We start from the raw sequence: 22587 nt of genomic DNA on the forward strand, positions 1-22587 counted from the left end.
CCGGTTTGTATGGGGCATCACGATGAGCAACTCCCAGCCGAGCCTCATCCTGGTGCTCAATTGCGGCTCCTCAAGCATCAAGTTCGCCTTGTTCGATGCACAGGTGCGCCCGTTGCCGCGCGAGCCGCTCTGGCACGGCAAGGTGCAAGGGATTGCTGGGCCCGCGCCTGAGTACAGCGACAGTGGCACTGCACAGCAGCGCATCCATCTGGATCACGAACACCCTCACACCGCCGCTCTGGCGCTGATTCAAGCGCGCATCGTGGCCCGACTCGATGGCCGCCGCATTGTGGCCATCGCGCATCGTGTCGTCCATGGCGGCAGCAGGTACTTCGAGCCAACCGTGGTGACCGATGGCTCCATCGCGGAGCTGCGGGCCTTGATTCCTTTGGCGCCGTTGCACCAACCCTTTCCCCTGAAGGCCATGAGTTTGCTGTTCGAGCAGTGGCCCGGAATTGTTCAGGTAGCGTGCTTCGATACAGCCTTTCACCGCACGGCGCCGAAGGTGGAGCAGATCCTGCCGCTGCCGTACTCGGCCTGGGAACGCGGTCTGCGCCGCTACGGCTTTCACGGCCTTTCATACGACTACATGAGCCACGTCCTGCCCGAGCGCCACGGTGATCTGGCACGCGGCCGCACCATCGTCGCGCACCTCGGCAGCGGGGCCAGCCTGTGCGCGATGCAGAACCTGCAAAGCATCGCCACCACGATGGGATTTTCCGCGCTCGACGGCCTGATGATGGGCACCCGTACCGGCTCGCTCGATCCGGGCGCCCTGCTCTACCTGATGGAGATCGAAAAGCTCTCACTGGAAGAAGTAGGCCGCACGCTCTACAACCAGTCCGGCCTGCTCGGTGTTTCCGGGATTTCGGCCGAGCCGCGCGTGGTGGTGAAGCACGAGAGCGATTCCGGCGAAGTCGGCGAACGCGCCCGCATCGCGTTGGCGCTCTACGTGCGCCGTATCGTGCGGGAGATTGGCGCACTGATCGCAGTCATTGGCGGCCTGGATCTGCTCGTGTTCACTGCCGGTGTCGGTGAGCACAACGCCTTCGTGCGCGAGCGCGTCTGCCGCGACCTGGCATTTATCGGCATCAAGCTGGATGCCGATGCCAACGCCATCGATGCCCCGGTTATCTCCACCACCGACAGCCGGGTGCTGGCCGCGGTGGAGCCTACCAACGAGGAATGGATCACAGCGCGCTATACGCAGGATTTGATAGGCGGCGCGTGATGTCCCAGCCAGGCCGAGCGCGCTCAACTCAACTGACTCTGTAGCCACGCAGGGATTCATCGACATCAAAGAGGGGAAATCGCATGACCACCGCTTCCACCATCCGCCAGTGCTGGCTTGCCGGGCACGGCCCCATCGTCCATCGCGACGAGACCATCAAACGCATGGAAACCCTGGTGACCCGTTTGATCGTCGAGGGCCGTGTTGCCGACGAGACGACGGCCTACACCCTGCTTGCCGCCGCCGACCGCCTGAGCTGCGTGGCCATGAACGTGGTCGCGCACATGACCTATGCGCGCCGCATCGATCTTTCCGGCGCGGCGCTGTCAGCCGAGGACTTCAAGCCCACGCCCGAAGGCCACACCGGCGGCTCGCTGAATATGGTGCAGGCCTTCGTCGGCTACCTGCTGGCCAACGCGCTCACCGGCAGCACACGCGGCTGGATCATGGGCCAGGGCCATTGTGTCGCCGCCATCGAAGCCGTCAATGTGCTGACCGGCGATGTCTCGCCCGCGCAGCGGGGCCGCTACGACCGCAGCGAGCAAGGCCTGTCGCGCCTGTGTGCCGATTTCTATTCCTATGCCATCGATGCGCAGGGCCGCCCGGCCGTGCCGCTGGGCAGCCATGCCGGCCCCAACACCGCCGGTGCCGTGTCCGAAGGCGGCTACCTCGGCTTTGCCGAACTGCAGTACATCCACATGCCGCTGCCTGGCGAATCGCTGGTCGCCTTCCTCAGTGACGGCGCCTTCGAGGAGCAGCGTGGCCCGGACTGGGCGCCGCGTTGGTGGCGCGCGCAAGACAGCGGCTTCGCTGTACCGGTGATGATCCTCAACGGCCGCCGCATCGAGCAACGTACCCAGATCATGCAGGAAGGGGGTGCGCAATGGCTGGCCGACGACGTGCGCCACAACGGCTTCGACCCGGTGATCGTCGATGGCCGCGACCCGGCCGCGATCGCCTGGGCAATCGTCGAAGCCGAGGGCGCGCTGCGTGCGTTTGCCGCCGATCCGGATCGCCGCTATCCGGCGCCTCTGCCCTACGTGATCGCCGAGACCGAGAAGGGCTTCGGCTTTCCCGGTGCTGGCAGCAACGCCGCGCACAACCTGCCGTTGGGCGGCAACCCCCACACCGATGTCGCCATGCGTGGGCGGTTCAACGAAAGCGCGGCTGCGCTCTTCGTTGCTCCGGTCGAACTCGACGCGACGCTCACCGCCTTCGCAACCCACGCCGCCCAGCAGCGCCCGCTGGAAAGCGCGCATCCGATGGCGCACCGCCACCCCGCTGCGCCCAGGCTGCCCGAACCGCGCTGGGAAATATCAGGCAGCGAAGGCAGTGCGATGACGGCGCTGGATCAGTGGTTCGTTGAATTCGCCAAAGCCAATCCCGAGCTGCGCATGCGCATCGGCAACCCTGACGAATTGGCCAGCAACAAGATGGGCGGCACGCTGGCGCTGCTCAAGCACCGCGTCAACGAGCCCGAACCCGGTGTGCCTGAGGATTTGCACGGCGCCGTCATCACCGCGCTCAACGAAGAGGCCGTGGCCGCCGCCGCACTCGGCAACAAGGGTGGACTGAACCTGATCGTCAGCTACGAGGCCTTCGCCGTAAAAATGCTCGGCCTGATGCGGCAGGAAATCATCTTCGCCCGCCACCTGCGTCAGGTCGGCCAGCCCGCCGGCTGGCTGTCGGTGCCACTCATCGTCACCTCGCACACCTGGGAGAACGCCAAAAACGAACAGTCGCACCAAGACCCGACGATCGGCGAAGCCCTGCTGGGCGAGATGTCGGACACCTCGCGCGTGTTGTTCCCGGTGGATGGCAACACTGCGGTCGCCGCGCTGCGCGAAATCTATGCCGGACGCGGGCAACTGGCCTGCCTCATCGTTTCCAAGCGCGACGTGGAGAACCGCTTCGATGCCGAATCGGCGCAACGCCTGATCCGTGACGGCGCGGCCCATCTGATCGGTGACCCCGCCGAGGCCGAAGTGCAGCTCATCGCGCTGGGTGCCTACCAACTCGACGAGGCGATCAAGGCGCAGCAGCACCTTGCCGGGATGGGCAAGCGCGCCTGCGTCACCGTCATCCTGGAACCTGGCCGCCTGCGCATCCCGCGCGATGCCATGGAAGCGGAGTTCGTCGATGAAGACGCCACTGTCAGCACGCTGTTCCCGCAAGGCCTGCCGCGCGTGATCCTCACCCACACGCGCCCCGAGCCCATGCTCGGCATTCTGCGCCGCATCGACAACGGCCCGACCAGGACGCACGCCCTCGGCTACATCAGCCGCGGCGGCACCTTCGATGTCCCCGGCATGCTGTTCGCCAACCGCTGTACCTGGGCGCATACGGTGGATGCCGCAGCGGCCGTGGCCGGCTGGAATCGTGAAGCACTGCTCGACCCTGCGCAGCGCGCGGCTCTTGATGGCACCGGCGATCCCAAAGATTTATTGAGCCCGTGAGTCAGGTACGCGAATCCTGTGCCGGTCATGAAGTGCGCCGGCAGCTCCAGGCCGGTGGAGGCGATGTCCTCGCGGTCTGCGCCAGTTCTCAACTGCGCAACGTGCCCAGCAGGTTGCATGTCAGGATCACGCATCGCCTGCACCGCTTATCCAGTCCCTGTTCGTCCAGGGAGTCGGCGCGCTGCTGCATCGCCTGCTTGGTTCCCTCACCGGAGCCCAGGTTGCTCAGGCCCGCCCTGCTGCCATTCGAGCCGGGTGGCCCCGATCACGCGGGCCTGCCGCTCGATGGGCAGGTACGATTTCAGCTCAATGGCCACACCACCCAGACGCTGCACGTCATGGCGGCGGCCCTGCTCGGGCTGATCGTTCGGCACCTTCCATAGCCCTTCGACCACGCGCTCCATGGTGCTGGCACGGCGTGGTGCCTCCAAGTGCCCGAACGTGGCTAGACACTTTGCACGGGGGCGAATGGGCCTGCCTTGGGCATACCCTCACCCTGCTTGGCATGTCCTTCAATGGGGCAGCTTGACGGCCTTCCAGCCGCTGTGGCTGAAATACTTGCCGTAGGCGTTGGAGGCCTGCGCGACCTGCACCACGCCGGCGGCGCGCTTGCCTTCTCCGTGCTTGCCCTGGGCGGCCTCGGCGCCCGCCACCAGGTCGGCCACGATGATGTGCAGCTGGGCGTCCGCCTCGGGGGGCAACTTGCAGTTTTCCACCATGTAGGCGACCTGCTGGCCGACGGCGTTGCCGAAGGCGTCGTAGTCGGCCGCCGTGGCCTTGCCTGCATGGGCCGCGGGCAGGATTTTCGTCACCGATGCATGGACGGCCGTCATGGCCTGGCGCAGCGGCGCGTCGGTGTCCCATTTCTTGCCGGCGTTGAGTTGCAACTGGTGGGTTTCGGCGCTGCCGTGGCTGTCGTGCGCGCTCGCGGCCATCGAGGTCAGGGGGACTGCCAGGGCGGCGGCCAGCAGCAGTGTGGTGAGTTGTTTCATGGAAATGCTCCGTTGAAAGTTGAACCATGCAAGGTGGCCGTGCGGGTTGCCTGGCTGCCTTGCCCTCTTCAACGAAGCGCGCGTCTGAATGTTCCATGTGTTTTGCATCTTTGGTGCACGGCCTTATTTGCGGTGCAGCAGCTCCTCCTCGGTCGCCTCCTGCGCGTAGCGACCCAGCAACAGCTGCAGCAGGCGCTCGCGCTGGGCGGTGTCCAGCAGCTCGCGCTCGGCCAGCAATTGGGTGATCACGCGCTGCTGCTGCGCGGCCTGCAGGCGGGCAATGGCGGCCTGCTCGGCGTCGATGGCCGCGCGGTCGGGTGCGGCGGCGAAGATGTGGCGCACCAGGGCTTCGCGGCGGTGGCGTATGTCGTCCCAGTTGGATGACAGGTCGTGCAGGAACGGCGCCTCCAGCGCCTCCCAGCGCGTGCGTTGCCCGGGCGTGAGCGCCAGGTAGTCCGGCAGGTGCACGGCCGGCGCCGGGGGCGGCGCCACGCGGGCAGGGCGCAGCACGAGCGCCGCAAGAATGCCCAGGTTGAGCGCCAGCGAGACGGCCAGCAGGGTGCGGATCCAGGTGGGGTGTTTCATGGCAGATTCCTTGGCAGTCGGCAAATCTCGGTGGCGGCGCACAGCCCGCCCGGCGGCACGGGGTCGAACACGCGCGCCATGGCGGGGTCGGCGGCCGCAAACGTGGTAGGAATGGCTGCCCCCGTGCCCAGCAGCAGCCCGCCCATCCACAGGCCCGAGACCAGCGCCGCGCAAGCCGCCAGGCCCGTGGGCATCCAGCCCAGAAGGTCCCAGCCGGCACGCCGGGGCCTGGCGGCGCGCGGTGGCCGCCGGTCGCGCAGGCGCTCCTGCAGCTGCGCCGCGAGATCGAAGCCCAGCGTGGGCGATGGCAGGGCGTGCAGTTCCTGGCGCAGCGCCCGCAGCGCATCGAGCTGCTGGCTGCAGACAGGGCAGGCCCGCAGGTGGCTCTGCAGCGCGGCCTGTCTGCGCGCGGGCAGGGCGTGATCGACAAAGGCGGAAAGGTCTTCGATGCGTGGGCAGGTCATGGTGGCTCCTTGCGGTCAGCGTGGCATGTGCTGCAGCAGCCCGGCGCGGGCGCGGGCGATGCGGGATTTGACGGTGCCCAGGCCGATGCCCAGCACCTGGGCAATGTCCTCGTAGGGCATGTCCTCGATGTCGCGCAACAGCAGGATCTCACGGTGCTCCACCGACAGCCGCGCCAGCGCGCGCTCCAGCTCCGCGATGCGCTGGCGCGCCTGCAGCATGGCCTCGGGCGTGGGCGTATCCGCCGGTACCTGCTGATGCAGCGCGTCGTCTAGCGCCACGAACTCCACGTGCCGCGCGCGACGCAGCCGGTCCAGTGCCTGGTTGCGCGCGATGCGGAACAGCCACGTGGACAGCTGCGCCTGCGGGCGCCAGCTGGGCAGTGCCTGGTAGACGCTCAGAAAGGTTTCCTGGGTCAACTCGCGCGCATCCTCCTGTGACCGAGTCATGCGCACCAGAAAGCGGTAGATGCGATCCTGGTTGCGCGTCACCAGCTCAGAGAACGCCGCAACCTCCCCGCGCTGGGCGCGGGCAATGCAGTCAGTCTCGTCAAACTGGCTCGGTTGGGGCATTGGGGCGTTAACGCATGAGGAGCGCAAAAGTTCCATCTTCGGGCAAGCCCTGACGAACCCGTCTTCGTCAGTCCAGCCAGACTCGCGATTCGCTTCATGCTTCTCATCAATACGTCCGATGGGGGCATGTGGCAACGTGAACTGACCGTTGGCTCGATCGGATGAACACGAGGTGAACAGAAGGTTCAGTGTTGATTCACCCCCGGTTCGTCAAAATTATTGGCATCAACAGCTCTGATGCTGTGAAAGGAACCGACGATGAAACGAAACCTACACCTCAAGCCCCGGCTGGCCACCCTGGTGCTGGCCGTCGCGGCGCTGCCAGCGGTGGCATCCAGCGACTGCGATGCCCCGGCCGCGCGATGGCAGTCGCGCGAAGCGGTGCGCCAGATGGCGGCGCAGCAGGGCTGGCAGGTCGAGCGACTGAAGATTGACGACGGCTGCTACGAAATCCGTGGCACCGACGCCCAGGGCCAGCGCTTCAAGGCCAAGCTCGACCCCGAGACCCTGCAGGTGCTGAAGATCAAGTCGCGCGAGCGCGATGACCACCACAAAGACCGGGACCGGGAGCGCGAGCGCCGGCGCGACCACACGCCGCAGGATGCGGGCACTGCCCCTTCCTCACCCCTCTTTACCCCGGGCAGCGCGCCGCGCGGCCAGGTGCAATGAATCGCCTCCCCTCTTTCCAGGAGAACCCTATGTCCAAACCCCTGATCACCGCCATTGCCGCAGCTTGCGCGCTTGCCGTGCCCGCCCTCGGCCAGGCGCGCGAAGTCACCATTGCCACCCAGCTCAAGAACTACGGCGGCGACGGCGCCTACCTGGCGGTCTACCTGACCGATGCCAAGGGCGCCTACGCCGGCACGCTCTGGGTGGCCGGCGGCAAGGCCAAGTACTACAAGCACCTGGCGGACTGGAGCCGCCTGTCGGCCGGCGACGCCAAACGTCTCAATGGCGTGACCGGCGCCAGCGTCGGCGCGGGCCGCACGCTCAGGGTGACGGCCGATCTGGCCGACGCGCTGATCGACGCCGGCTACGAGATCCGCATCGACGCCGCCGTGGAAGACATGCGTGACAGCCCCTCCGAGGTGCGGCTGCCCCTGACGGCGGCGGGCGCCGGCAAGGCGCAGGCCGGCAAGCAGTACATCCAGTCGGCCAGCTTCCAGCTGAAGTAAGGAGCAAGGCATGAACTGGAAAGCCGTCCACCGATGGCTGGGTCTGAGCCTGGGCACCGTGGCCCTGGTGCTGGGCCTGTCCGGTGCCCTGCTGGCCCTGGATCCGGTGCAGGAGGCCTGGCAGGCGCCGACAGCACCGGCCGACCTGCCGGTGGCCACGCTGGTGCAACAGGTGCAGCAGGCCATGCCCGGCGTCGAGGAAATCCGTCGCCTGCCCTCGGGCGCCGTCGCCGCCTTCGGCTTCGACGGCGACCAAGCGCAGGCGCGCTACGTCGATGCAACCAGCGGCCAGCTGCTTGGCAACTACCAGCCCTCCAGCATGCCGCGCTGGGTCAAGAACCTGCACCGCGCGCTGCTGCTGGGCGATGGTGGGCGCTGGGGCGCCGCGGCCACGGCGCTGGCCATGGTCTTGCTGTCGATTTCCGGCCTGGTGCTGCTCGTGCGCCGCATGGGCGGCTGGCGCCATGTGGCAGGCCGGGTGCGCGGCACCCTGGCGCAGCGCCTGCACGTACTGGCGGGCCGGGTGGTGCTGGCCCTGCTGCTGCTGTCCTCGATCACGGCGCTGACCATGAGCGCCTCGACACTCGGCCTGCTCGAACTGGAAGCCGGGCCCGAGCCCGACGTTGTTTCCAGCGCCAGCACGGGGGCCGACCTGGCGCCGGCGCAGCTACCGCTGCTGCGCGACCTCGGCGTCGGCGATCTGCACCGCGTCAACCTCCCCGATGCGGGCGACCCCACCGACACCTGGCAGGTGGCGACCACGCGCGGCCAAGGCTGGATTGACCGCCACAGCGGCGATACCTTGGCCTGGCAGGAGGCGACGTTGGCGCAGCGGCTGGACGACTGGGCCCGCGTGCTGCACACCGGCGAGAGCGCCTGGCCGTGGGCCGTGGTGATGGGCCTCGCGGGCCTCTGCGTGCTGCTGTTCTGGGCGAGCGGCGTGCTGATCTGGTGGCAGGGGCGCCGCAACGCGGTGCACATCGCCGACAACTCCCGCCTGCAGCAGGCCGAGGTGCTGATCTTCGTCGCCAGCGAGGGCGGCAGCACCTGGGGCTTTGCCCAGGCCTTGCATGCCGCGCTGGTACGCGCCGGGCGGCGCGTGCACAGCAGCGCACTGGAGCACTTCCAGATCACGCCCACGGCGCAGCAGGTCTTCATCCTGGCGGCCACGCATGGCGATGGCCAGCCGCCGGCGCATGCGCGTCATGCGCTGGAGCGCATTGCCGCGCAGGGCGGCAGCGGCGTGCCGGTGACGGTGCTGGGTTTTGGCGATCGCCAATACCCGGCGTTCTGCGCCTATGCACAGGCCGTCGAGCAGGCGCTGCGTGCCCAGGGGCATGCGAGCCTACTGCCGCTGGAGCTGATCCACCAGCAGTCGGCGCAGCAGTTCGCCCGCTGGGGCGAGGCACTGGCGCAGGCCCTGGGCCAGCCGCTGGCGATCGATTACCGACCCCGTCTGCCCGCCACCACCGCGCTGACGCTCGTCGAGCGGCGCGACTACCCCGGCCAGGCCGATCGGCCCACGGCCATCCTGCGCTTTGCCTGGCCGCGCCAGCCGTGGTTTGCGCGTCTGCTCGGCTGCGGCCTGGGCCGCTTCGAGGCGGGCGACCTGGTAGGTATCGTGCCACCGGGGAACGCGGTGGCGCGCTATTACTCGCTGGCGTCGGGCAGCGCCGACGGCTTTCTGGAAATCTGCGTGCGCCAGTGGCCCGGCGGCGTGTGCTCGGCGCACCTGCTGGGGCTCAAGCCGGGCGACAGCACGCAGGCCTTCATCCGTGCCAACCCGGGCTTTACCCTCAGCGGTCGACCGCCGAGCGTGCTGCTGATCGGCGCTGGCACCGGCGTGGCACCGCTGGCAGGCTTCATTCGGCGCAACGACGAGCGCACGCCGATGCACCTGTACTTCGGCGCGCGCGACCCGGCCACCGACTACTACTTCGGCTCCGAGATCGCGCGCTGGCAGGCCGAGCAGCGCGTGGCCAGCGTCAACACCATCTTCTCGCGCGTGCCCGGCGGCGGCTACGTGCAGGAAATCCTGCAACGCGACGCCGAACGCCTGCGCAAATTGCTGGCCGCCGGCGCCGCGGTGCGCGTGTGCGGCAGCCGCCCCATGGCCCAGGGCGTGGGCGAGGTGCTCGATGCGCTGCTGGCGCCGCTGGGCCTTGACGTGAACGCACTGAAGGCCAAGGGGCGCTATGCCGAAGACCTGTTCTGAGCCCTTGCACCGGCTGCAACTGCACGGGCCGACCATGGCCACGCGCTGGGCCGTGAGCTGCGATGTGCCGCCTGTGCTGGACACGAACGCACTGTGCCAGGCGCTGGCCGAAGCGGTCGAACAAGTCGATGCCCAGATGTCGCCCTGGCAGCCGGAAAGCGCACTGAATCAGCTCAACCGTGCGCCGGTAGGCGATTGGCTGGCACTGCCGGCGCAGATCCTTGAGGTGCTGGCCCGCGCGCTCGAAGTCTGCCGCCTGAGCGACGGAGCGTTTGATCCCGCCGTCGGCGCACTGGTCGATGCCTGGGGCTTTGGCGCGGCATGCGACACGCCGGACGCCGAGGCCATCCGCGCCGCGCGCAATGCCAAACGCCTGCCGACACCGCAAGCCCTTGAGCTGGACTTGGCCGCCGGCCTGGCGCGCAAGCACTCGCCACTGCAGCTCGATTTGTGCGGCATCGCCAAAGGCTATGCCGTGGATCGTATGTGTGCCGTGCTCACCGGACACGGCGTGTGCCACGCCCTGGTCGCACTGGACGGCGAGCTGCGCGCCATCGGCCCCCAGGCCAGCGGCGCGCCCTGGGCGGTGGCGCTGGAGAGCCCGCGTGCAGGCCTGCGCGCCGCGCACGGGGTGATCGAGCTGCAGGACCTGGCCGTGGCCACGTCGGGCGATTACCGGCACTTCGTCCAGGTGGGCCAGGCACGCCTGGCGCACAGCATGGACGGGCGCAGCGGCAAGCCGGTGAACAACGGCGTCGCCAGCGTCACCGTGCTGGCGCCCCGTTGCATGGACGCCGACGCCTGGGCCACCGCCTTGCTGGTGGCGGGCTCGGGCCAGGGCCTGGCCTTGGCGCATCGGCACGGCCTGGATGCCTTGTGGCTGCTGCGCCGGGGCGAGGCGCTGGTCGAGTTGGGCTCGGGCCGCTTCGCCGCTGCCGCATCGGCGGGTACGGCATGAACGGCGGGTGAAGAGGCTGTTCAGCACCGGTTCACCCACACCCGCGCAGACTGCAGCCACAGTCGATCGTGACTGCATTGCAACTCAAGGAGAACGTCATGCAAGTCGCCACCACCATCGCCTCCATCGGCATCGCCGCGGCCCTGCTGGGCAACACCGCCCTGGCCGGCGATCATTCCGATCGCACGCAGCGCCACGCCAGCCGCGCCGAGCGCATCGAAGCGCTGAACGCACCCTGGCAGGCCATTCCCAACTCGGCCGAGGCAGGCTCGCCCGGACATGGTTGGCAGTATTTCTTCAACCCGCAGGCAGCGCGCGCCGTCGTCATCAGCCCTGATGGCCATTACTACTTGAGCCGCGGCAAGGGGCTGCGCTGGATCGCCGCAGCCCAACCAGCGGCGGAAACGGCAACGGCGCCCTGGCAGGCCATCGCCAACCAGGCCCAGGCCGGCATGCCCGGGTTTGGCTGGCAGTACTTCTTCGACTCGATCGCACCCCGTGCGGTGGTGATCAGTCCCGACGGCCACTACTACCTCAGCCAGGGCGATGGGCTGCGTTGGGTGGCTATGGCGCAGCAGCCAACCGGTCGCGACGCATCCATCGGCTGACAAACGGTGCTGCAAGCAGGGGCAGCAAGAATCCATCAGCTGCTTTTTCAGAACCGGAACGAGGGTTGGCATCGTGGCAGCCTCGCCTGCAAAAGCGCGGGCTGCCACGTTCACGCCCGCATCCACATTGAGAGCCTCATGTCCAGAACCACTGAACGCTACCATCCAACGCTCATCACACTGCACTGGCTGACGCTGCTGCTGATGGTCGGTGTCTATGCCTTGATCGAGCTGCACGATGGCCTGCCCAAGGGCAGTGCCGAGCGGGCGCTGGCCAAGAGCTGGCATGAAAGCCTGGGCATCCTGGTTTTCGCAGTCGTCGTATTGGTTCGGCTGCCGCTGCGGTGGATGCTGGGTCAACCCAGTGAGCTTGCCGGTACGCCCGCGTGGCAGTCCCGCTTGGCCCATGTCATGCACTGGGCGCTTTACGGCCTGCTCATCGCGGCGCCCGTTCTCGGCTATCTGAGCCTGAACGCCAAGGGCGCGCCCGTGTCCTTGTTCGGACTCGAACTGCCTGGGCTGATGGCGCCTGACAAGGCGCTTGCAGGCGGCCTCAAAGAAGTCCACGAGGCAATCGGCACACTCGGGTACTGGCTGATCGGCCTACACGCTGCAGCGGCGCTGGTGCATCACTACCTGATGCACGACACGACGCTGGCACGCATGGGCCTGGGGCGGGCTCGACTTGACCCAAACTCCAGAGACAGCCGCTGACCGGCTGCCGCAAAACCCTTGCCAGCTCCGGATCTGGACGCCGGCCGGAACACCGGCAGATCGGCTCAAGACGCCGCGAACTTATTCCACAGCACGATGAAACAAGCCATAAACAAACGCCGCCAAATCCCCCTGTCCATGCCAGACCCGGACCCGGCGGCCTGCTCGCTGGACATGCGCATGGCCGTTTGCCGCAAAGTCCCTCTTTTTGCCGATCTCGACGACGGGCAACTGGCGCAGGTCAACCGGCATTGCCAGGCCCAGAACTTCGCGGCCGGGGAGCCCGTCTACCTGGAAGGCGATGCCGCGACGCACATTTACGTGGTGGCGATCGGCGCCGTCAAGACCACGCGGCTGGCGGCCGATGGGCGCCAGTCGCTGATTGACTTGCTCACCCCAGGCGATTTCTTTGGCGCGCTGCCGGCGCTGGGCCAGCAGTTCTACGCCGACAGCGCCACCGCCTTGACGCCGGCCTGCCTGCTGGGCCTGGATGCGCCTGAGTACGACGCCATCCTGCAAGAAATTCCGCAAGTCGCTGTGGCCACGCTCAAGGGCGTGGCGCACCGGCTGACGCAGTCGCAGCACGCCATTCACATGCTGGCCGGGGCGCCGCTGGAGCAGCGCCTGGCAGCCTTGCTGCTGGTTCTTGCCGACAAGGTCGGCAAGCCCTGGAACGAGGCCATGCTGCTGGACGTGCCGCTGGCGCGCGAGGACCTGGCCGCCATGGCCGGCGCGGCCACCGAATCGGTCAGCCGCTTGTTCAGCCAGTGGCAGCGCGAGGGCTGGATCGACGCCGGCCGGCGCTGGGTCGCCATCGTCGATGCGGCGCGCTTGGAGCAAGTGCGCGACGGCATGGTTTGAGTCAGCGCCAAAGTCGGCTGCTGTTGATTGACGTTTCTCATGGAGCAATACGGCGGGCCTGCCTACAGTGAAGGCATCCCTCAACCAGACCGTCATACAAGGAAAAAACCATGACCAACACCAACACCCGCACCACCTTGCGCGCCGAGGGTTTTTCCTGCCCGTCCTGCGTGACCAAGATCGAGAAAAGCGTCGGCGCGATGGCGGGCGTGAGCCACGTCAAGGTGCACTTCGCATCGGCGCGCATCGAAGTCGACCACCACCCCGAAACCGTCAGCGCGGACGATCTCATCGCCGCCATCGCCAAGGTGGGCTACACCGCGCGCGCCTCGGCGTTCTGACGCACCACCATGGCCCCCGCGCCGCTCACTCCACGAGCAGCACACCGCCGCGCCCGGCGGCGGCGGCTGCCCCTGTCCCGCTTGACCACCTTTGGAGGCCAACCCCATGAACAAGATCAACGCATGGATCAACGGCCGCTGGACGACTCCCGCCTTGTCCGGCCTGCTGATCCTGGCTTCATTCACCGCATCCAAGGGCTACGGCGCTGCCCTGGCGGCCCAGTGGCTGATGGTCGCCGCCGCCCTCGTCGCCGGCGCGCCCATCGTGCGCAACGCCGTACGTGCGCTGGCCGTGCGCCACATCAGCATCGACCTGTTGGTGAGCATCGCCGCCGTCGGCGCGCTGATCATTGGTGAGTATTGGGAGGCGGCGGCCGTCACCTTCCTGTTTGCCATTGGCCACGCGCTGGAATCGGCCACCTTGAACAAGACCCGCGCGGCGCTGGCCGAGCTGATCGCCGTGGCGCCGGACACGGCCATCGTGATGCGCAAGGGCGAGCAGGTGGAAATCCCCGCCGCCAGCGTCGCCATGGGCGAGGTGGTGCTGGTCAAGAACGGCGCCAAGGTGCCGGTCGATGGCGAGGTGATCGCCGGTACCGGCGCGCTCGACGAGGCGTCGATCACCGGCGAATCGATCCCGGTGGAAAAGTCCAAGGGCGACCATGTCTTCGCCGGCACCATCTCGCGCGGCGGCTTTCTGCAGGTGCTGGCCACCGGCATCGGCGCCGACACCACGCTGGCGCGCATCATTCACCGCGTGGAAGACGCGCAGGACGCCAAGGCGCGCACGCAGAAATTCATGGACCGGTTTTCGTCCTGGTACACCCCCGCCGTCGTCGTGCTGGCGCTGCTGGCCGGCCTCATCAGCGGCAGCGTGGTGCTGGGCCTGACCCTGCTGGTGGTGGCCTGCCCGGGGGCGCTGGTGATCTCCATTCCCGTGTCCATCGTCGCCGGCATCGGCCGCTCGGCACGCGACGGCATCCTGATCAAGGGCGGCGAGTTCCTGGAGACCGCGGCCAAGATCGACGTCGTGGCCGTGGACAAGACCGGCACGCTGACCAAGGGCCGCCCGCAGCTCACCGATGTCGTGGCGCTGGCGCCGGGCGTGGACAAGAACCAGGTGCTCGCCTGGGCGGCGCGCGCCGAGGCCGGCTCCGAGCACCCGCTGGCGCGTCCCATCCTGGAAGCGGCGGAGCAAGCAGGCATCGCGGTGGCCGAGCTGCCCGAGCACATCGAGCCCGTGATCGGCAAGGGCATCACCGCCCGCGTCGAGGGCAAGCGGGTGCTGATCGGCAACCTGGCCTTGCTGGAGCAGTTTGGCGTCGCCGATACGGTGGGCGCAGACCGCCAGGCGCATCAACTGGCCACCCAGGGGCGCACGCCCATGATCGTTGCCGTGGACGACCAGGTGCTGGGCGTGATCGCCGTGGCCGACGAGATCCGGCGCGACGCCGCAGCCATGGTGGCCGCGCTGCACAAGGCGGGCGTGAAGAAGGTCGTCATGCTCACCGGCGACGTGAAGCCGGTGGCCGATGCCGTTGCCGCCGCCACCGGCATCGACGAGGTGCACGCCGGGCTGCTGCCCGAGGACAAGCTCGACATCGTCGCCCGCCTGCAGCGGGCCGGCCACGTCGTCGCGATGGTTGGCGACGGCGTCAACGACGCGCCGGCGCTGGCCACCGCCGACGTCGGCGTGGCCATGGGCGCAGCCGGCTCGGCCGTGGCGGTGGAGACCGCCGACATCGCGCTCATGGGCGACGACCTGCTCAAGCTGCCCGAGGCCATCTCGCTGGCGCGGCGCACGCTCTCCAACATCCGCCAGAACATCGTCATCGCTCTAGCGACCGTCGGCCTCCTGCTGACCGGTGTGCTGATGGGTGGGGTGACCATGGCCGCCGGCATGCTGTTCCACGAAGGCTCGGTATTGATCGTGATTGCCAATGCCATGCGGCTGCTGCGGCGCGCGACACCGGCGCACTCAGCGCCCTTGTCGACAGTGGCGAGAGAGTCGGCTCCATCCATTTGAGCGGTGCACATGATCGTTGCCTCGGCCTCTGGCATCTCGGTGCCAGAGGCCTTGTTCCCATCCCAGCCGCTGCACTGCCGCAAGAATCTTGCCGGAACCTGAGTGTTCGATGAATTCAGAAACAAGAAAGGACGAAATTAATGGGCACAAAACCCTCTTGCAGCTTGAGACTGCACGTTATGTTCTCGCTCAGTTCATCTGATCGACATCCCACGTCCCCGCCCCATATCCCACGACGCAACGCCATCGCGCATAGTCGTCGCAATCTGCTGCCCCAGCCGCTGCTCGATCACCGGCTTCCACGGCACCAGGCTGAACCCCATGCCGTCATCAAGCATGGCGTAGCGTCCGCTGGCAAGCATGACGGAACGCCTGTAGATCCCCGCCACGCGCCGGCCGTCGGCCACCGGGCGATGCTCTAGGCCAGTTTCTGCGGCAATATCCTTCGCGACCTGGGCCAGTTCGCGGCTGCGCAGCGTGTTCAACAGATTGCGGGCGAGGATGACGCGTTGGCCGCGTCGCTCGACCAGTCCCTGTTCGGCGAGGAAATCGACCCGCTTCTGCAGTGCGTCCTTGACCTCACTACCAAAGCCCAGGCCACCCAGCCCTAAGCCGCCACCGATCAGTTGCTGGTCGAGCCAGGTGGCTCCGATCACGCGGGCCTGCCGCTCGATGGGCAGGTGCGATTTCAGTTCCACGGCCACGCCGCCCAGGCGCTGTGCGTCGTAGCGGCGGCCCTGCTCAGCCAGGTCGTCCGGTACCTTCCATAGACCTTCGGTGACACGCTCCACAATGCCGGCGCGGCGCAGGGCTTCGAGCCGGCGGACGTGGGCCGCGACGACCTCCTGCGGGTCGCGTCCGGGCACCGCCTGACCCTGCGCGATGGCGAGGTGGTGGTCGGTGCGGTACAGGCCATCATTCGCCAGCGCCGCGATATTCTTATCGGCCGCGCGCATGTCGGCCGACCCCTTCACCTCCACCACGGCGCCGGTCGGATAGTTCGCCAGTTCGACGCGGGCGTTGAGCGCAACATAGTGGGCTTTGCCGTCCACCCCGTCGATGACCAAATAGCCCCGGTCGCGCAGCTCGTCAGCCAGCCCCTTGGCGGCCACACGGCCGATGACCCTGCGACCATCGTCGCCCGGCTCGAATACGGCCAGCTCGCGAGGCTCGCCATTCATGGCTCGCTGCATGGTGCGGATGATGTCGCCGCGCTCGCCCAGGGCGCGCAAGGTCTTCTCCGCATCCGAATGGACTGCCCAGGTGCCGGGCTGCACTTCATCGGCCAGGCCCAGACGTTGCAAACGCTGCAGGCGGCCGATCAGCAATAGGCGCTGGCGTTGCAGCCGCGGCTCGTTGAAGCGTTCAATCTGCACTTGACCGCCGTCGCCAAGCTCGCGCTTCAGCGTGCGATCCAGGCTCGTCCACCGTTCCTGCTCCACCTCACACTGCAAGGTCTGCTGGATCTCCAGCTCGGTGCGCGGCCCCAGCCACTCGGTCGCCAGCTCAGACGCACGATGCCGAAAGCCATCGGCGATGTAGTCGCCAGCGATGATGAGGTCTTTTCCCGTGTCGTCGCGCCCGCGCACGATCAGATGGGTATGCGGGTTGTCAGTGTTCCAGTGATCGACGGCCACCCATTCCAGCCGCGTGCCCAGGTCGGCTTCCATGCGCCCCATCAGGTGTCGCATGTAGGTGCGCAGGTCTTCCAGCTCGGCGCCGTCCTCGGGCGAGACGATGAAGCGGAAATGGTGCCGGTCGTCGGCGCAGCGTTCCTTGAAGGCATCCAGATCGGCGGCATCGGTCTGCGGCCCATAGGCCCGGCCCGGCTCACCATCACGGCCCGCGCCGTCGCGCTCGATGTAGCGTAGGTGCTTGGCGAGCGACTGCGGGCTGGCCTGACGCTGGTTGACCAGCAGCGTCTTGGTAGTCACGCGCCGCGACATGGGTGTCAGCTTGGCGCCGGCGAAGCGCGCCGCTGTGTGGCCGCGCCCCAGGCGCGAGCCGGGCCGCTGGCCGGTGCCCCTCCCGGTGCCGCTGGCAGTGGCAGGACGGCGCACAGCGGACGTGCCGCTGCCGGCCTTGCCCGCCTGCTTGAGCACCTTGGAGACGAAGCCCTGGCCGCGGTTCTTTGGGACGCCGGGGCGGATGCGGAAATCATCGTCGCGGCGGTCGGTCATGGCTGCGCTCTCTGCAAGCTCTGGCGTGTCCGGTCGTGCGAAGCACGCGGACAAGCCTGCATTGGCGCGAGCCTCGCGCCCCACGCGGCACGGCGGCGAAGCCGCTGCGTGCTGCGCCACCCCCACGTGCAGACTGGCTTTGCGGGCCGACAGGTGCCGCACCCTTTTGTCTTGCCTTCCGCCTTTGCCCCTCGCTGGCGCTCCGGGCAGCGGCGGCCCGGTGGCGCTGCTGCGTGAGCAGCCAGCACCCCGGCGAACACGGCGATGGCCGAAGGCCAGCCGCGTTCGAGGCAAGACGCCTGCACGTTGGACGGCTGCGCCGGAGACAGTGCGAAGTGCGGTGCCCAATGCGAAGTATTGGCACCCGCACTGCACGCGCGACGACACGGCGACGGCCAGCAGAACGACACGCCCGATAGCACGATGATGCGCAGCGAATCAGCGGCGATCATGGGCGTGACTCCAGCCAGACCGGACGTGCAACGCCGATCACGGCGGCTGCGCTGACCGGCCCGAAATACCTGCTATCGAACGACGCCGGATTGGTCACACTGAGCAGGAACAGTTCACCGGGTTCGAGGCGCTGGCACTGCTGCCAGGATGGGAGCGGCCGGCCCCAGCGGTCGGCGGGCAGCACAGTGGCCGAAAGCACGCCGTCGATGCGGACGATGCGACCCGTGACGCATACCTCCTGCGACGCGACGGCACCCACGCGCTTGAGCAGCGGCACGCGCGCCGGCAGGTAGCCGCGCTGCGCAGCGAGCGCGGCAGCCTCTGCGGGCAGCGACACCAGCACGATGCTGCCCACGGACAGGGGGCGTGGCGGCGAGCCGGTGCCGTGGCCCAGCGGATCGACGCGATACCAGCCCACGGGAACGCTGTCGGACGGGTTGTAGATCAGGCTTGGTATTGGATGCACGAAGGACGCCCAGGCCAGCGCAGCGAGGCCGCAGGCGGACAGGCCCGCCAGCACGAGGCGAGCGCGCAGGCGGGAGCGAGGACGCAGCGCGGTGCCGGTAGTGGAAACGGCGGTCATGGCAGCACCCTCCTGGTCAGCCAGGCGGCGTGCCGCTCGACGGTGTACTCGGGTAGTGGAAGGCGCGCTGCGAGTCGGTTGGCGAGCGTGCGCCAGTACGCGGGCGAGACGGCGGCGGGTGCGATGCCCAGCGCCTCGATGGCGTCGATGCGCTCCAGCACGGCGCGCACTTGGTTCTCCCCTTCGGCGTGGAGTAGCAAGCGCGCGCCCGGCTGCACGCCGGGGATGCGCTGCGCCGCATCGAGCGTCGTGCAAGCCTGCATCACCATGAGCTGCCAGCGGATCGTGCCGTAGTCGTTGGCCTGCCAGCGGATGCGGCAGAACATGGCACCCGGCAGGAACACCGCGCAGCGCCGCCAGCGGTCGAGCTTAAGCGTGCGCGCGGGTTCGCCGAAGCGCAGGTAGAGCTTGAAGCGCGGTTCGATGTAGGTCAGCGCCACGCGCGTCAGTGGCGCGCTGGCAGGCTGGCCGGAAGGTGCTGCGAGCGCAGCCGTGGCCGCGAAGGCAACAGGCGCGGGGGCAGGCGAAGTGGATGCAATCATGGGGTGTTCTCCCTGCTTTGCTCGGGAAACTCCCGCTCCAACAGACCGCGCAGCAGGTCGGCCACGGTCACGCCTTGCGTGAAGGCCGAAACCTTGATGCGCGCCCGCATCGCGGGCGTGATGTCGAGGGTCAGGCGAGCCGTGTACAGGTCGCCCTTGCCCAGCGCATCGGCGTCGCCCTGGCGAATCCACGCCTCGGCGTGCGGATTCGCAGGCGGACGCGCGCCAATGCCGACACGCTTGGCCGTGTGTTTGTTGTTCGGTGGCGGCTTCGCAGTCATGTCGGCCACCGCAGCAGTTCATCGACCAGGGCGGTGACTTCACGCGCGGCGGCGCTGTCCGGCGCCGTCTCGCGGGCCAGCCGACCAGCGGCCACGCTGTCGGCGAACACGATGCGCTGATGCACTTCCGCGCGCAGCGCGGGAAGCGGCTGGTCGGCGAGCGCCTGACGCGCTTCGCGCCCGATCACGGTGGTGCTGACGCGCCGGTTGATGACGAAGGCTGCGGCGAGCAGCGGCCGGAACACCTGCGCCTCGCGGATCAGCGCCACCATCTCGGCGCTGGCCCACAGGTCGTAGGGACTCGGCTGCACGGGGATCAGCACGCGCTCGGCCGCCAGCAGCGCGGAGCGCGCCAAGGCGGCGATGCGCGGCGGGCCATCGATGACGACGTGATCGGCCCGCCTAGCGAGTTCTGGTGCCTCTTGGTGCAGCGTTTCGCGTGCGAGGCCCACGGCGCTGAATAGCCGTGGCAAGCCTTGCTGGCTTCTGCGCTGTGTCCAGTCCAGCGATGAACCCTGTGGGTCGGCGTCCAGCAGGATGACGTGCTGGCCCCTCAAGGCCAGCTCGCCGGCGATGTGCGTGGCGAGCGTGGTTTTGCCGACGCCGCCTTTCTGGTTGAGCAGCGCAACGATCATGGCCTGGCCCTCCGTGTTGGAAAGCCGGGCTTTTGCTCCTGCGCTTGCGGCCGCGTGGCGGTTGTCCACCGTGGCGCGGCGCTTCTACTAAAAGTTAGAGAATTTGAGTTAGGGAAGTTAGAGGGCGCGCAAACCCAATGCTGGCGCGGGTTTGCGGACAATCGGCACGCCTGATAGCACGATAGTCCCACGCCCGATAGCACGATACCCAGCACGCCTGATAGCACGACACCATTCACAGGCTTTCCCGAGGTTATCCCCGTGCCGTTGGCGGCACGGGCCGGAAGGTCAACAATTCCGTTCCGTCGTCCGGCATCCGTTCGATGCCCAGGACGTAGCCGGGCAGCGACTGTCGCGCGACGAGCGCGCGCAGATCGCAGGCGAAGTCGTAGGGCTTGGCGGTGCTGCCGGACTTCTGGTGCAGATAGCGAAAGTCGAACTGCCAGCCGTATGCCTGCTTGCCGCCGTGCTTGCGCACCAGGCGGTACAGCCACCGCTCGATGCCGTCGGTGAGCCGGAAATACGCCGGGTCGATGGTCAGCACCAGGGCGGCGTCGAGCACGCCGGCATAGAACCAGTCCGGCAGGATCAGCTCGATACCCAACGGCGTGCCGCTTTGATCGGCCAGCTCCTTCCATTCGTTGATCCACGAGAAGCGGTGTAGGCGTCGCCCGGTCGTCTCGCGGATGGACGTGGCCACGGTGGTCGATTGCAGGCGATCCAGCGCGGCCTTCGGGCGCTGGTAGTCGCGCAGCGACTTGCCGCGCCCGATGAAGCGCAGGATCTCGTAGGGCGTGGCGCGCATCAGCCGCGACGGCCGCAGGCCCGCATCCTTGGCCTCCATGATTTGCGAAGCTGCCCAGATCAGCACGTCCGCATCCCAAATCGTGGCGATGCCGTGCTCGGCCGTGCCTTCCACGCGGATCGTCACGTTGCCCGCACGGAAGTCGATGGGCTTGACCCGCTTCGACTTGCCGAGCGAGAAGAACGGATAGGCCATCAAGTCCTGGCTGTCGCGCGGCGCCATGTCGCCGGGCAAAGCGCGGAACAGGTCGAGCTGTTCGCGCTCCTGCAACAGCCGCTGCCGGGACGGCGGCGCGGTGCTGGACATGGCGATGACCTGCCGCGCGCCGCCGATCAACGCGCACGGCTATCGGCCGAGTGGTGCTCGGCGTATTCGGGATCGGAAGTCGTCTCGAAACTGCGGTCGGCGGCCCAGGCATCGAGGTCGGCCACGGCGTACATGACGCGGCGGCCGAACTTGCGAAAGCGTGGGCCGCCGCCGATCACGCGCTGCTTTTCCAGCGTGCGCGGCGACAGCCGCAGGTACTCCGCGGCTTCGTCGTTGGTGAGATAGCGTTGCGGCTGCGCGGCAGCGGTCGAGACAGCGGCGGCAGGCCGCAAGGGAGCAGGACGCATGATGTGAACCTCCATCGGTTGAAAACGCCTGGCCACACAGCGCAACCGGATGGAGGCAGTCTCAGAAAACGCGGCCCTTTTGCTCAGGGTCGTTTTGCATCGTCATCAAAACGACCCTTCTCAAGCGGCGGGAGTTGTGCTAGGCGGCGGTAGCCGCCGCGCATCAACGCATCGCCACGCCGCGTCAGGCGGCGCACCTTCGAGCGCAGGCCGCCGTCGCTGTACCAGTCAGCCACGGCGTCGGCACCGAACAGACCTTCACCCACCTCGCGCAAGGACGCACCCGCGAGGATCGCGTCGAGCGCCTGCAGGGTGTGCAACTCCAACAGCGCGGTAGGTGTTGGCCGAGGCTTGGCATTGGTGAAACCCGCGTCAAGTGCATGACCATGCGCAGGCGCGGCAACGCCGCCGCGATGGGCATGGGCGACAGCCAAAGCTCTGCACAGAACCTGGCAAACAGCAGATCAACGTGGCAGGCATCCCCATGCCCACCGCGAATGAAAATCTGCACCTGTTGGTGAGCGGCGCCACAGGGTCCGGCAAGTCGGTGCTACTGCGCAATATGGCGGCGTCCGTCCTGGCACGCTCTCGCAGTCATCGACACCACCTACCCCGCCAACCATCCATACGCAACGACCGCATGATCGTCATCGACCCCAATGGCGATCTGCTGAGCAAATTCTGGCAACCCGGCGACGTAATCCTCAACCCCTACGACGTGAGAAGCGCGGGCTGGTCCTTCTTCAACGAAGTCCGTGCCGACTACGACTGGAAACGTCTGGCGCTTTCTCTGGTGCCCATGAGCCAGGACAAGAACGCCGAGGAATGGAACGATTTCGGACGGCTGCTGCTGCGCGAAACCGCGAAAAAACTGCACCAGCTGCAAGGCACTGAGGCGAGCATCATGGATCTGTTTCGGCTCGTAAGCTCCCCTGTCAAGTAGACAACGATCGGTAGAGTTTCGGAGCAAGTTGACGTCCTCCCAAAACATGGACAGCCCTAAGCTGAAGAATCCGACATGTTTCGGGTCGTGGTGATATGCCTGGCAAACACGGCTGGCGCGGTGTCCGACAAAGCCGAGTGGGGCCTGAAATGATTGTAATCCTGCCTCCAATTTTCGAGCTTCTGGCGCGCGTCGTCGAACGACATGAACCAGGTCACATTCAAACATTCGTCGCGTAGGCTGCCATTGAATGATTCGATGAAGGCATTATCCGTGGGCTTTCCCGGCCGCGAGAAATCAAGCGTTACGGCGTTCTCATAGGCCCATTTATCGAGTGCTAGAGAAACGAACTCAG

General features: G+C 67.5%; 24 protein-coding genes and 2 pseudogenes. 12 read left to right on the top strand and 14 right to left on the bottom strand.

What is annotated here, in order from left to right; translation table 11 throughout:
• The first annotated feature begins 22 nt into the window (after window positions 1–22).
• Window positions 23–1231, top strand: coding sequence for an acetate/propionate family kinase (locus ABS761_RS07335; RefSeq protein WP_013519676.1), 1209 nt, complete (start codon window positions 23–25; stop codon window positions 1229–1231).
• A gap of 83 nt (window positions 1232–1314) precedes the next feature.
• Entirely contained in the window at window positions 1315–3687 is a 2373-nt protein-coding gene (locus ABS761_RS07340; RefSeq protein WP_350407480.1) for a phosphoketolase family protein, read from the top strand.
• A 91-nt stretch (window positions 3688–3778) separates the two neighbouring features.
• Here ABS761_RS07340 and ABS761_RS07345 read toward each other — a convergent pair.
• The 5 genes and pseudogenes from ABS761_RS07345 to ABS761_RS07365 form a co-directional block, all read right to left on the bottom strand.
• Window positions 3779–4169 (bottom strand): annotated as a pseudogene (locus ABS761_RS07345) (DUF3363 domain-containing protein); the annotation flags it as partial.
• Between the two features lie 30 nt (window positions 4170–4199).
• Window positions 4200–4679: a hypothetical protein gene (locus ABS761_RS07350; RefSeq protein ID WP_013519678.1), complete on the bottom strand. Its 480-nt coding sequence runs from the start codon at window positions 4677–4679 to the stop codon at window positions 4200–4202.
• Between the two features lie 123 nt (window positions 4680–4802).
• The gene (locus ABS761_RS07355; RefSeq protein WP_013519679.1) at window positions 4803–5264 is read right to left on the bottom strand and encodes a Spy/CpxP family protein refolding chaperone; all 462 of its coding nucleotides are present in this window, start codon (window positions 5262–5264) and stop codon (window positions 4803–4805) included.
• Window positions 5261–5728 (bottom strand): anti-sigma factor family protein, encoded by a 468-nt coding sequence (locus tag ABS761_RS07360; protein ID WP_350407481.1) that lies wholly within the window; start codon window positions 5726–5728, stop codon window positions 5261–5263. The genes ABS761_RS07355 and ABS761_RS07360 overlap by 4 nt, the downstream gene beginning before the upstream one ends.
• Window positions 5729–5743: 15 nt before the next feature.
• Complete coding sequence (locus tag ABS761_RS07365) at window positions 5744–6298, bottom strand: sigma-70 family RNA polymerase sigma factor (RefSeq protein WP_013519681.1); 555 nt, start codon at window positions 6296–6298, stop codon at window positions 5744–5746.
• Between the two features lie 258 nt (window positions 6299–6556).
• Here ABS761_RS07365 and ABS761_RS07370 point away from each other — a divergent pair, with 258 nt between their 5' ends.
• The 9 genes from ABS761_RS07370 to ABS761_RS07410 all read left to right on the top strand — a co-directional run bounded on the left by ABS761_RS07370 (window position 6557) and on the right by ABS761_RS07410 (window position 15196).
• The gene (locus ABS761_RS07370; protein WP_013519682.1) at window positions 6557–6967 is read left to right on the top strand and encodes a PepSY domain-containing protein; all 411 of its coding nucleotides are present in this window, start codon (window positions 6557–6559) and stop codon (window positions 6965–6967) included.
• 29 nt (window positions 6968–6996) lie between these two features.
• Entirely contained in the window at window positions 6997–7473 is a 477-nt protein-coding gene (locus ABS761_RS07375; RefSeq protein ID WP_013519683.1) for a DUF2271 domain-containing protein, read from the top strand.
• A gap of 10 nt (window positions 7474–7483) precedes the next feature.
• Window positions 7484–9688, top strand: a complete 2205-nt coding sequence (locus ABS761_RS07380) for a PepSY domain-containing protein (protein ID WP_103044765.1) — start codon at window positions 7484–7486, stop codon at window positions 9686–9688.
• Window positions 9669–10646 (top strand): FAD:protein FMN transferase, encoded by a 978-nt coding sequence (locus ABS761_RS07385; protein ID WP_024539910.1) that lies wholly within the window; start codon window positions 9669–9671, stop codon window positions 10644–10646. The genes ABS761_RS07380 and ABS761_RS07385 overlap by 20 nt, the downstream gene beginning before the upstream one ends.
• Window positions 10647–10744: 98 nt before the next feature.
• A complete protein-coding gene (locus ABS761_RS07390) occupies window positions 10745–11254 on the top strand; it encodes a hypothetical protein (protein WP_013519686.1) in 510 nt (169 codons plus the stop codon).
• Window positions 11255–11392: 138 nt separating this feature from the next.
• Window positions 11393–11968: a cytochrome b gene (locus ABS761_RS07395; RefSeq protein WP_013519687.1), complete on the top strand. Its 576-nt coding sequence runs from the start codon at window positions 11393–11395 to the stop codon at window positions 11966–11968.
• Between the two features lie 96 nt (window positions 11969–12064).
• Complete coding sequence (locus tag ABS761_RS07400) at window positions 12065–12829, top strand: Crp/Fnr family transcriptional regulator (protein ID WP_013519688.1); 765 nt, start codon at window positions 12065–12067, stop codon at window positions 12827–12829.
• Between the two features lie 110 nt (window positions 12830–12939).
• On the top strand, window positions 12940–13170 hold the full coding sequence (locus tag ABS761_RS07405) for a heavy-metal-associated domain-containing protein (RefSeq protein WP_013519689.1): 231 nt from the start codon (window positions 12940–12942) through the stop codon (window positions 13168–13170).
• Window positions 13171–13276: 106 nt separating this feature from the next.
• Complete coding sequence (locus tag ABS761_RS07410; protein ID WP_103044763.1) at window positions 13277–15196, top strand: heavy metal translocating P-type ATPase; 1920 nt, start codon at window positions 13277–13279, stop codon at window positions 15194–15196.
• Between the two features lie 194 nt (window positions 15197–15390).
• On the opposite strand, the gene ABS761_RS07415 is transcribed toward ABS761_RS07410, so the two are convergent.
• From ABS761_RS07415 to ABS761_RS07450, 8 genes and pseudogenes are all read right to left on the bottom strand, one after another.
• Complete coding sequence (locus ABS761_RS07415; protein WP_350407482.1) at window positions 15391–17376, bottom strand: DUF3363 domain-containing protein; 1986 nt, start codon at window positions 17374–17376, stop codon at window positions 15391–15393.
• 448 nt (window positions 17377–17824) lie between these two features.
• Window positions 17825–18412, bottom strand: a complete 588-nt coding sequence (locus ABS761_RS07420) for a S26 family signal peptidase (RefSeq protein ID WP_350407483.1) — start codon at window positions 18410–18412, stop codon at window positions 17825–17827.
• Window positions 18409–18954, bottom strand: a complete 546-nt coding sequence (locus ABS761_RS07425; protein ID WP_013519693.1) for a DUF2840 domain-containing protein — start codon at window positions 18952–18954, stop codon at window positions 18409–18411. The genes ABS761_RS07420 and ABS761_RS07425 overlap by 4 nt, the downstream gene beginning before the upstream one ends.
• On the bottom strand, window positions 18951–19235 hold the full coding sequence (locus ABS761_RS07430; protein WP_350407485.1) for a chromosome partitioning protein ParB: 285 nt from the start codon (window positions 19233–19235) through the stop codon (window positions 18951–18953). Before ABS761_RS07430 ends, ABS761_RS07425 begins: the two co-directional genes overlap by 4 nt.
• Window positions 19232–19870, bottom strand: coding sequence for a ParA family partition ATPase (parA, locus tag ABS761_RS07435; protein WP_024889325.1), 639 nt, complete (start codon window positions 19868–19870; stop codon window positions 19232–19234). Before parA ends, ABS761_RS07430 begins: the two co-directional genes overlap by 4 nt.
• 253 nt (window positions 19871–20123) lie before the next feature.
• Window positions 20124–20981: a replication initiator protein A gene (locus tag ABS761_RS07440; protein ID WP_350407486.1), complete on the bottom strand. Its 858-nt coding sequence runs from the start codon at window positions 20979–20981 to the stop codon at window positions 20124–20126.
• Window positions 20982–21007: 26 nt separating this feature from the next.
• Window positions 21008–21289, bottom strand: a complete 282-nt coding sequence (locus ABS761_RS07445; protein WP_013721771.1) for a helix-turn-helix transcriptional regulator — start codon at window positions 21287–21289, stop codon at window positions 21008–21010.
• A gap of 83 nt (window positions 21290–21372) precedes the next feature.
• Window positions 21373–21723 (bottom strand): annotated as a pseudogene (locus tag ABS761_RS07450) (DUF2285 domain-containing protein); the annotation flags it as partial.
• Between the two features lie 35 nt (window positions 21724–21758).
• Between ABS761_RS07450 and ABS761_RS07455 the strand changes: the two are divergent.
• Window positions 21759–22232 (top strand): type IV secretion system DNA-binding domain-containing protein, encoded by a 474-nt coding sequence (locus tag ABS761_RS07455; RefSeq protein ID WP_350407487.1) that lies wholly within the window; start codon window positions 21759–21761, stop codon window positions 22230–22232.
• 56 nt (window positions 22233–22288) lie between these two features.
• On the opposite strand, the gene ABS761_RS07460 is transcribed toward ABS761_RS07455, so the two are convergent.
• Window positions 22289–22587 (bottom strand): integrase core domain-containing protein (locus ABS761_RS07460; RefSeq protein ID WP_350407488.1); only part of this gene is annotated, 299 nt, incomplete at its 5' end.

The organism is Castellaniella sp. GW247-6E4 (assembly GCF_040276065.1).
GTDB lineage: Bacteria > Pseudomonadota > Gammaproteobacteria > Burkholderiales > Burkholderiaceae_B > Castellaniella.

Coding starts and splice junctions, on each gene's coding strand:
- ABS761_RS07370 (WP_013519682.1), top strand. CDS start 6,557: ATGAAACGAAACCTACACCTCAAGCCCCGGCTGGCCACCCTGGTGCTG.
- ABS761_RS07440 (WP_350407486.1), bottom strand. CDS start 20,981: ATGTCCAGCACCGCGCCGCCGTCCCGGCAGCGGCTGTTGCAGGAGCGC.
- ABS761_RS07335 (WP_013519676.1), top strand. CDS start 23: ATGAGCAACTCCCAGCCGAGCCTCATCCTGGTGCTCAATTGCGGCTCC.
- ABS761_RS07405 (WP_013519689.1), top strand. CDS start 12,940: ATGACCAACACCAACACCCGCACCACCTTGCGCGCCGAGGGTTTTTCC.
- ABS761_RS07340 (WP_350407480.1), top strand. CDS start 1,315: ATGACCACCGCTTCCACCATCCGCCAGTGCTGGCTTGCCGGGCACGGC.
- parA (WP_024889325.1), bottom strand. CDS start 19,870: ATGATCGTTGCGCTGCTCAACCAGAAAGGCGGCGTCGGCAAAACCACG.
- ABS761_RS07415 (WP_350407482.1), bottom strand. CDS start 17,376: ATGACCGACCGCCGCGACGATGATTTCCGCATCCGCCCCGGCGTCCCA.
- ABS761_RS07400 (WP_013519688.1), top strand. CDS start 12,065: ATGAAACAAGCCATAAACAAACGCCGCCAAATCCCCCTGTCCATGCCA.
- ABS761_RS07355 (WP_013519679.1), bottom strand. CDS start 5,264: ATGAAACACCCCACCTGGATCCGCACCCTGCTGGCCGTCTCGCTGGCG.
- ABS761_RS07385 (WP_024539910.1), top strand. CDS start 9,669: ATGCCGAAGACCTGTTCTGAGCCCTTGCACCGGCTGCAACTGCACGGG.
- ABS761_RS07380 (WP_103044765.1), top strand. CDS start 7,484: ATGAACTGGAAAGCCGTCCACCGATGGCTGGGTCTGAGCCTGGGCACC.
- ABS761_RS07430 (WP_350407485.1), bottom strand. CDS start 19,235: ATGACTGCGAAGCCGCCACCGAACAACAAACACACGGCCAAGCGTGTC.
- ABS761_RS07420 (WP_350407483.1), bottom strand. CDS start 18,412: ATGACCGCCGTTTCCACTACCGGCACCGCGCTGCGTCCTCGCTCCCGC.
- ABS761_RS07390 (WP_013519686.1), top strand. CDS start 10,745: ATGCAAGTCGCCACCACCATCGCCTCCATCGGCATCGCCGCGGCCCTG.
- ABS761_RS07350 (WP_013519678.1), bottom strand. CDS start 4,679: ATGAAACAACTCACCACACTGCTGCTGGCCGCCGCCCTGGCAGTCCCC.
- ABS761_RS07445 (WP_013721771.1), bottom strand. CDS start 21,289: ATGCGTCCTGCTCCCTTGCGGCCTGCCGCCGCTGTCTCGACCGCTGCC.
- ABS761_RS07395 (WP_013519687.1), top strand. CDS start 11,393: ATGTCCAGAACCACTGAACGCTACCATCCAACGCTCATCACACTGCAC.
- ABS761_RS07360 (WP_350407481.1), bottom strand. CDS start 5,728: ATGACCTGCCCACGCATCGAAGACCTTTCCGCCTTTGTCGATCACGCC.
- ABS761_RS07410 (WP_103044763.1), top strand. CDS start 13,277: ATGAACAAGATCAACGCATGGATCAACGGCCGCTGGACGACTCCCGCC.
- ABS761_RS07425 (WP_013519693.1), bottom strand. CDS start 18,954: ATGATTGCATCCACTTCGCCTGCCCCCGCGCCTGTTGCCTTCGCGGCC.
- ABS761_RS07375 (WP_013519683.1), top strand. CDS start 6,997: ATGTCCAAACCCCTGATCACCGCCATTGCCGCAGCTTGCGCGCTTGCC.
- ABS761_RS07365 (WP_013519681.1), bottom strand. CDS start 6,298: ATGCCCCAACCGAGCCAGTTTGACGAGACTGACTGCATTGCCCGCGCC.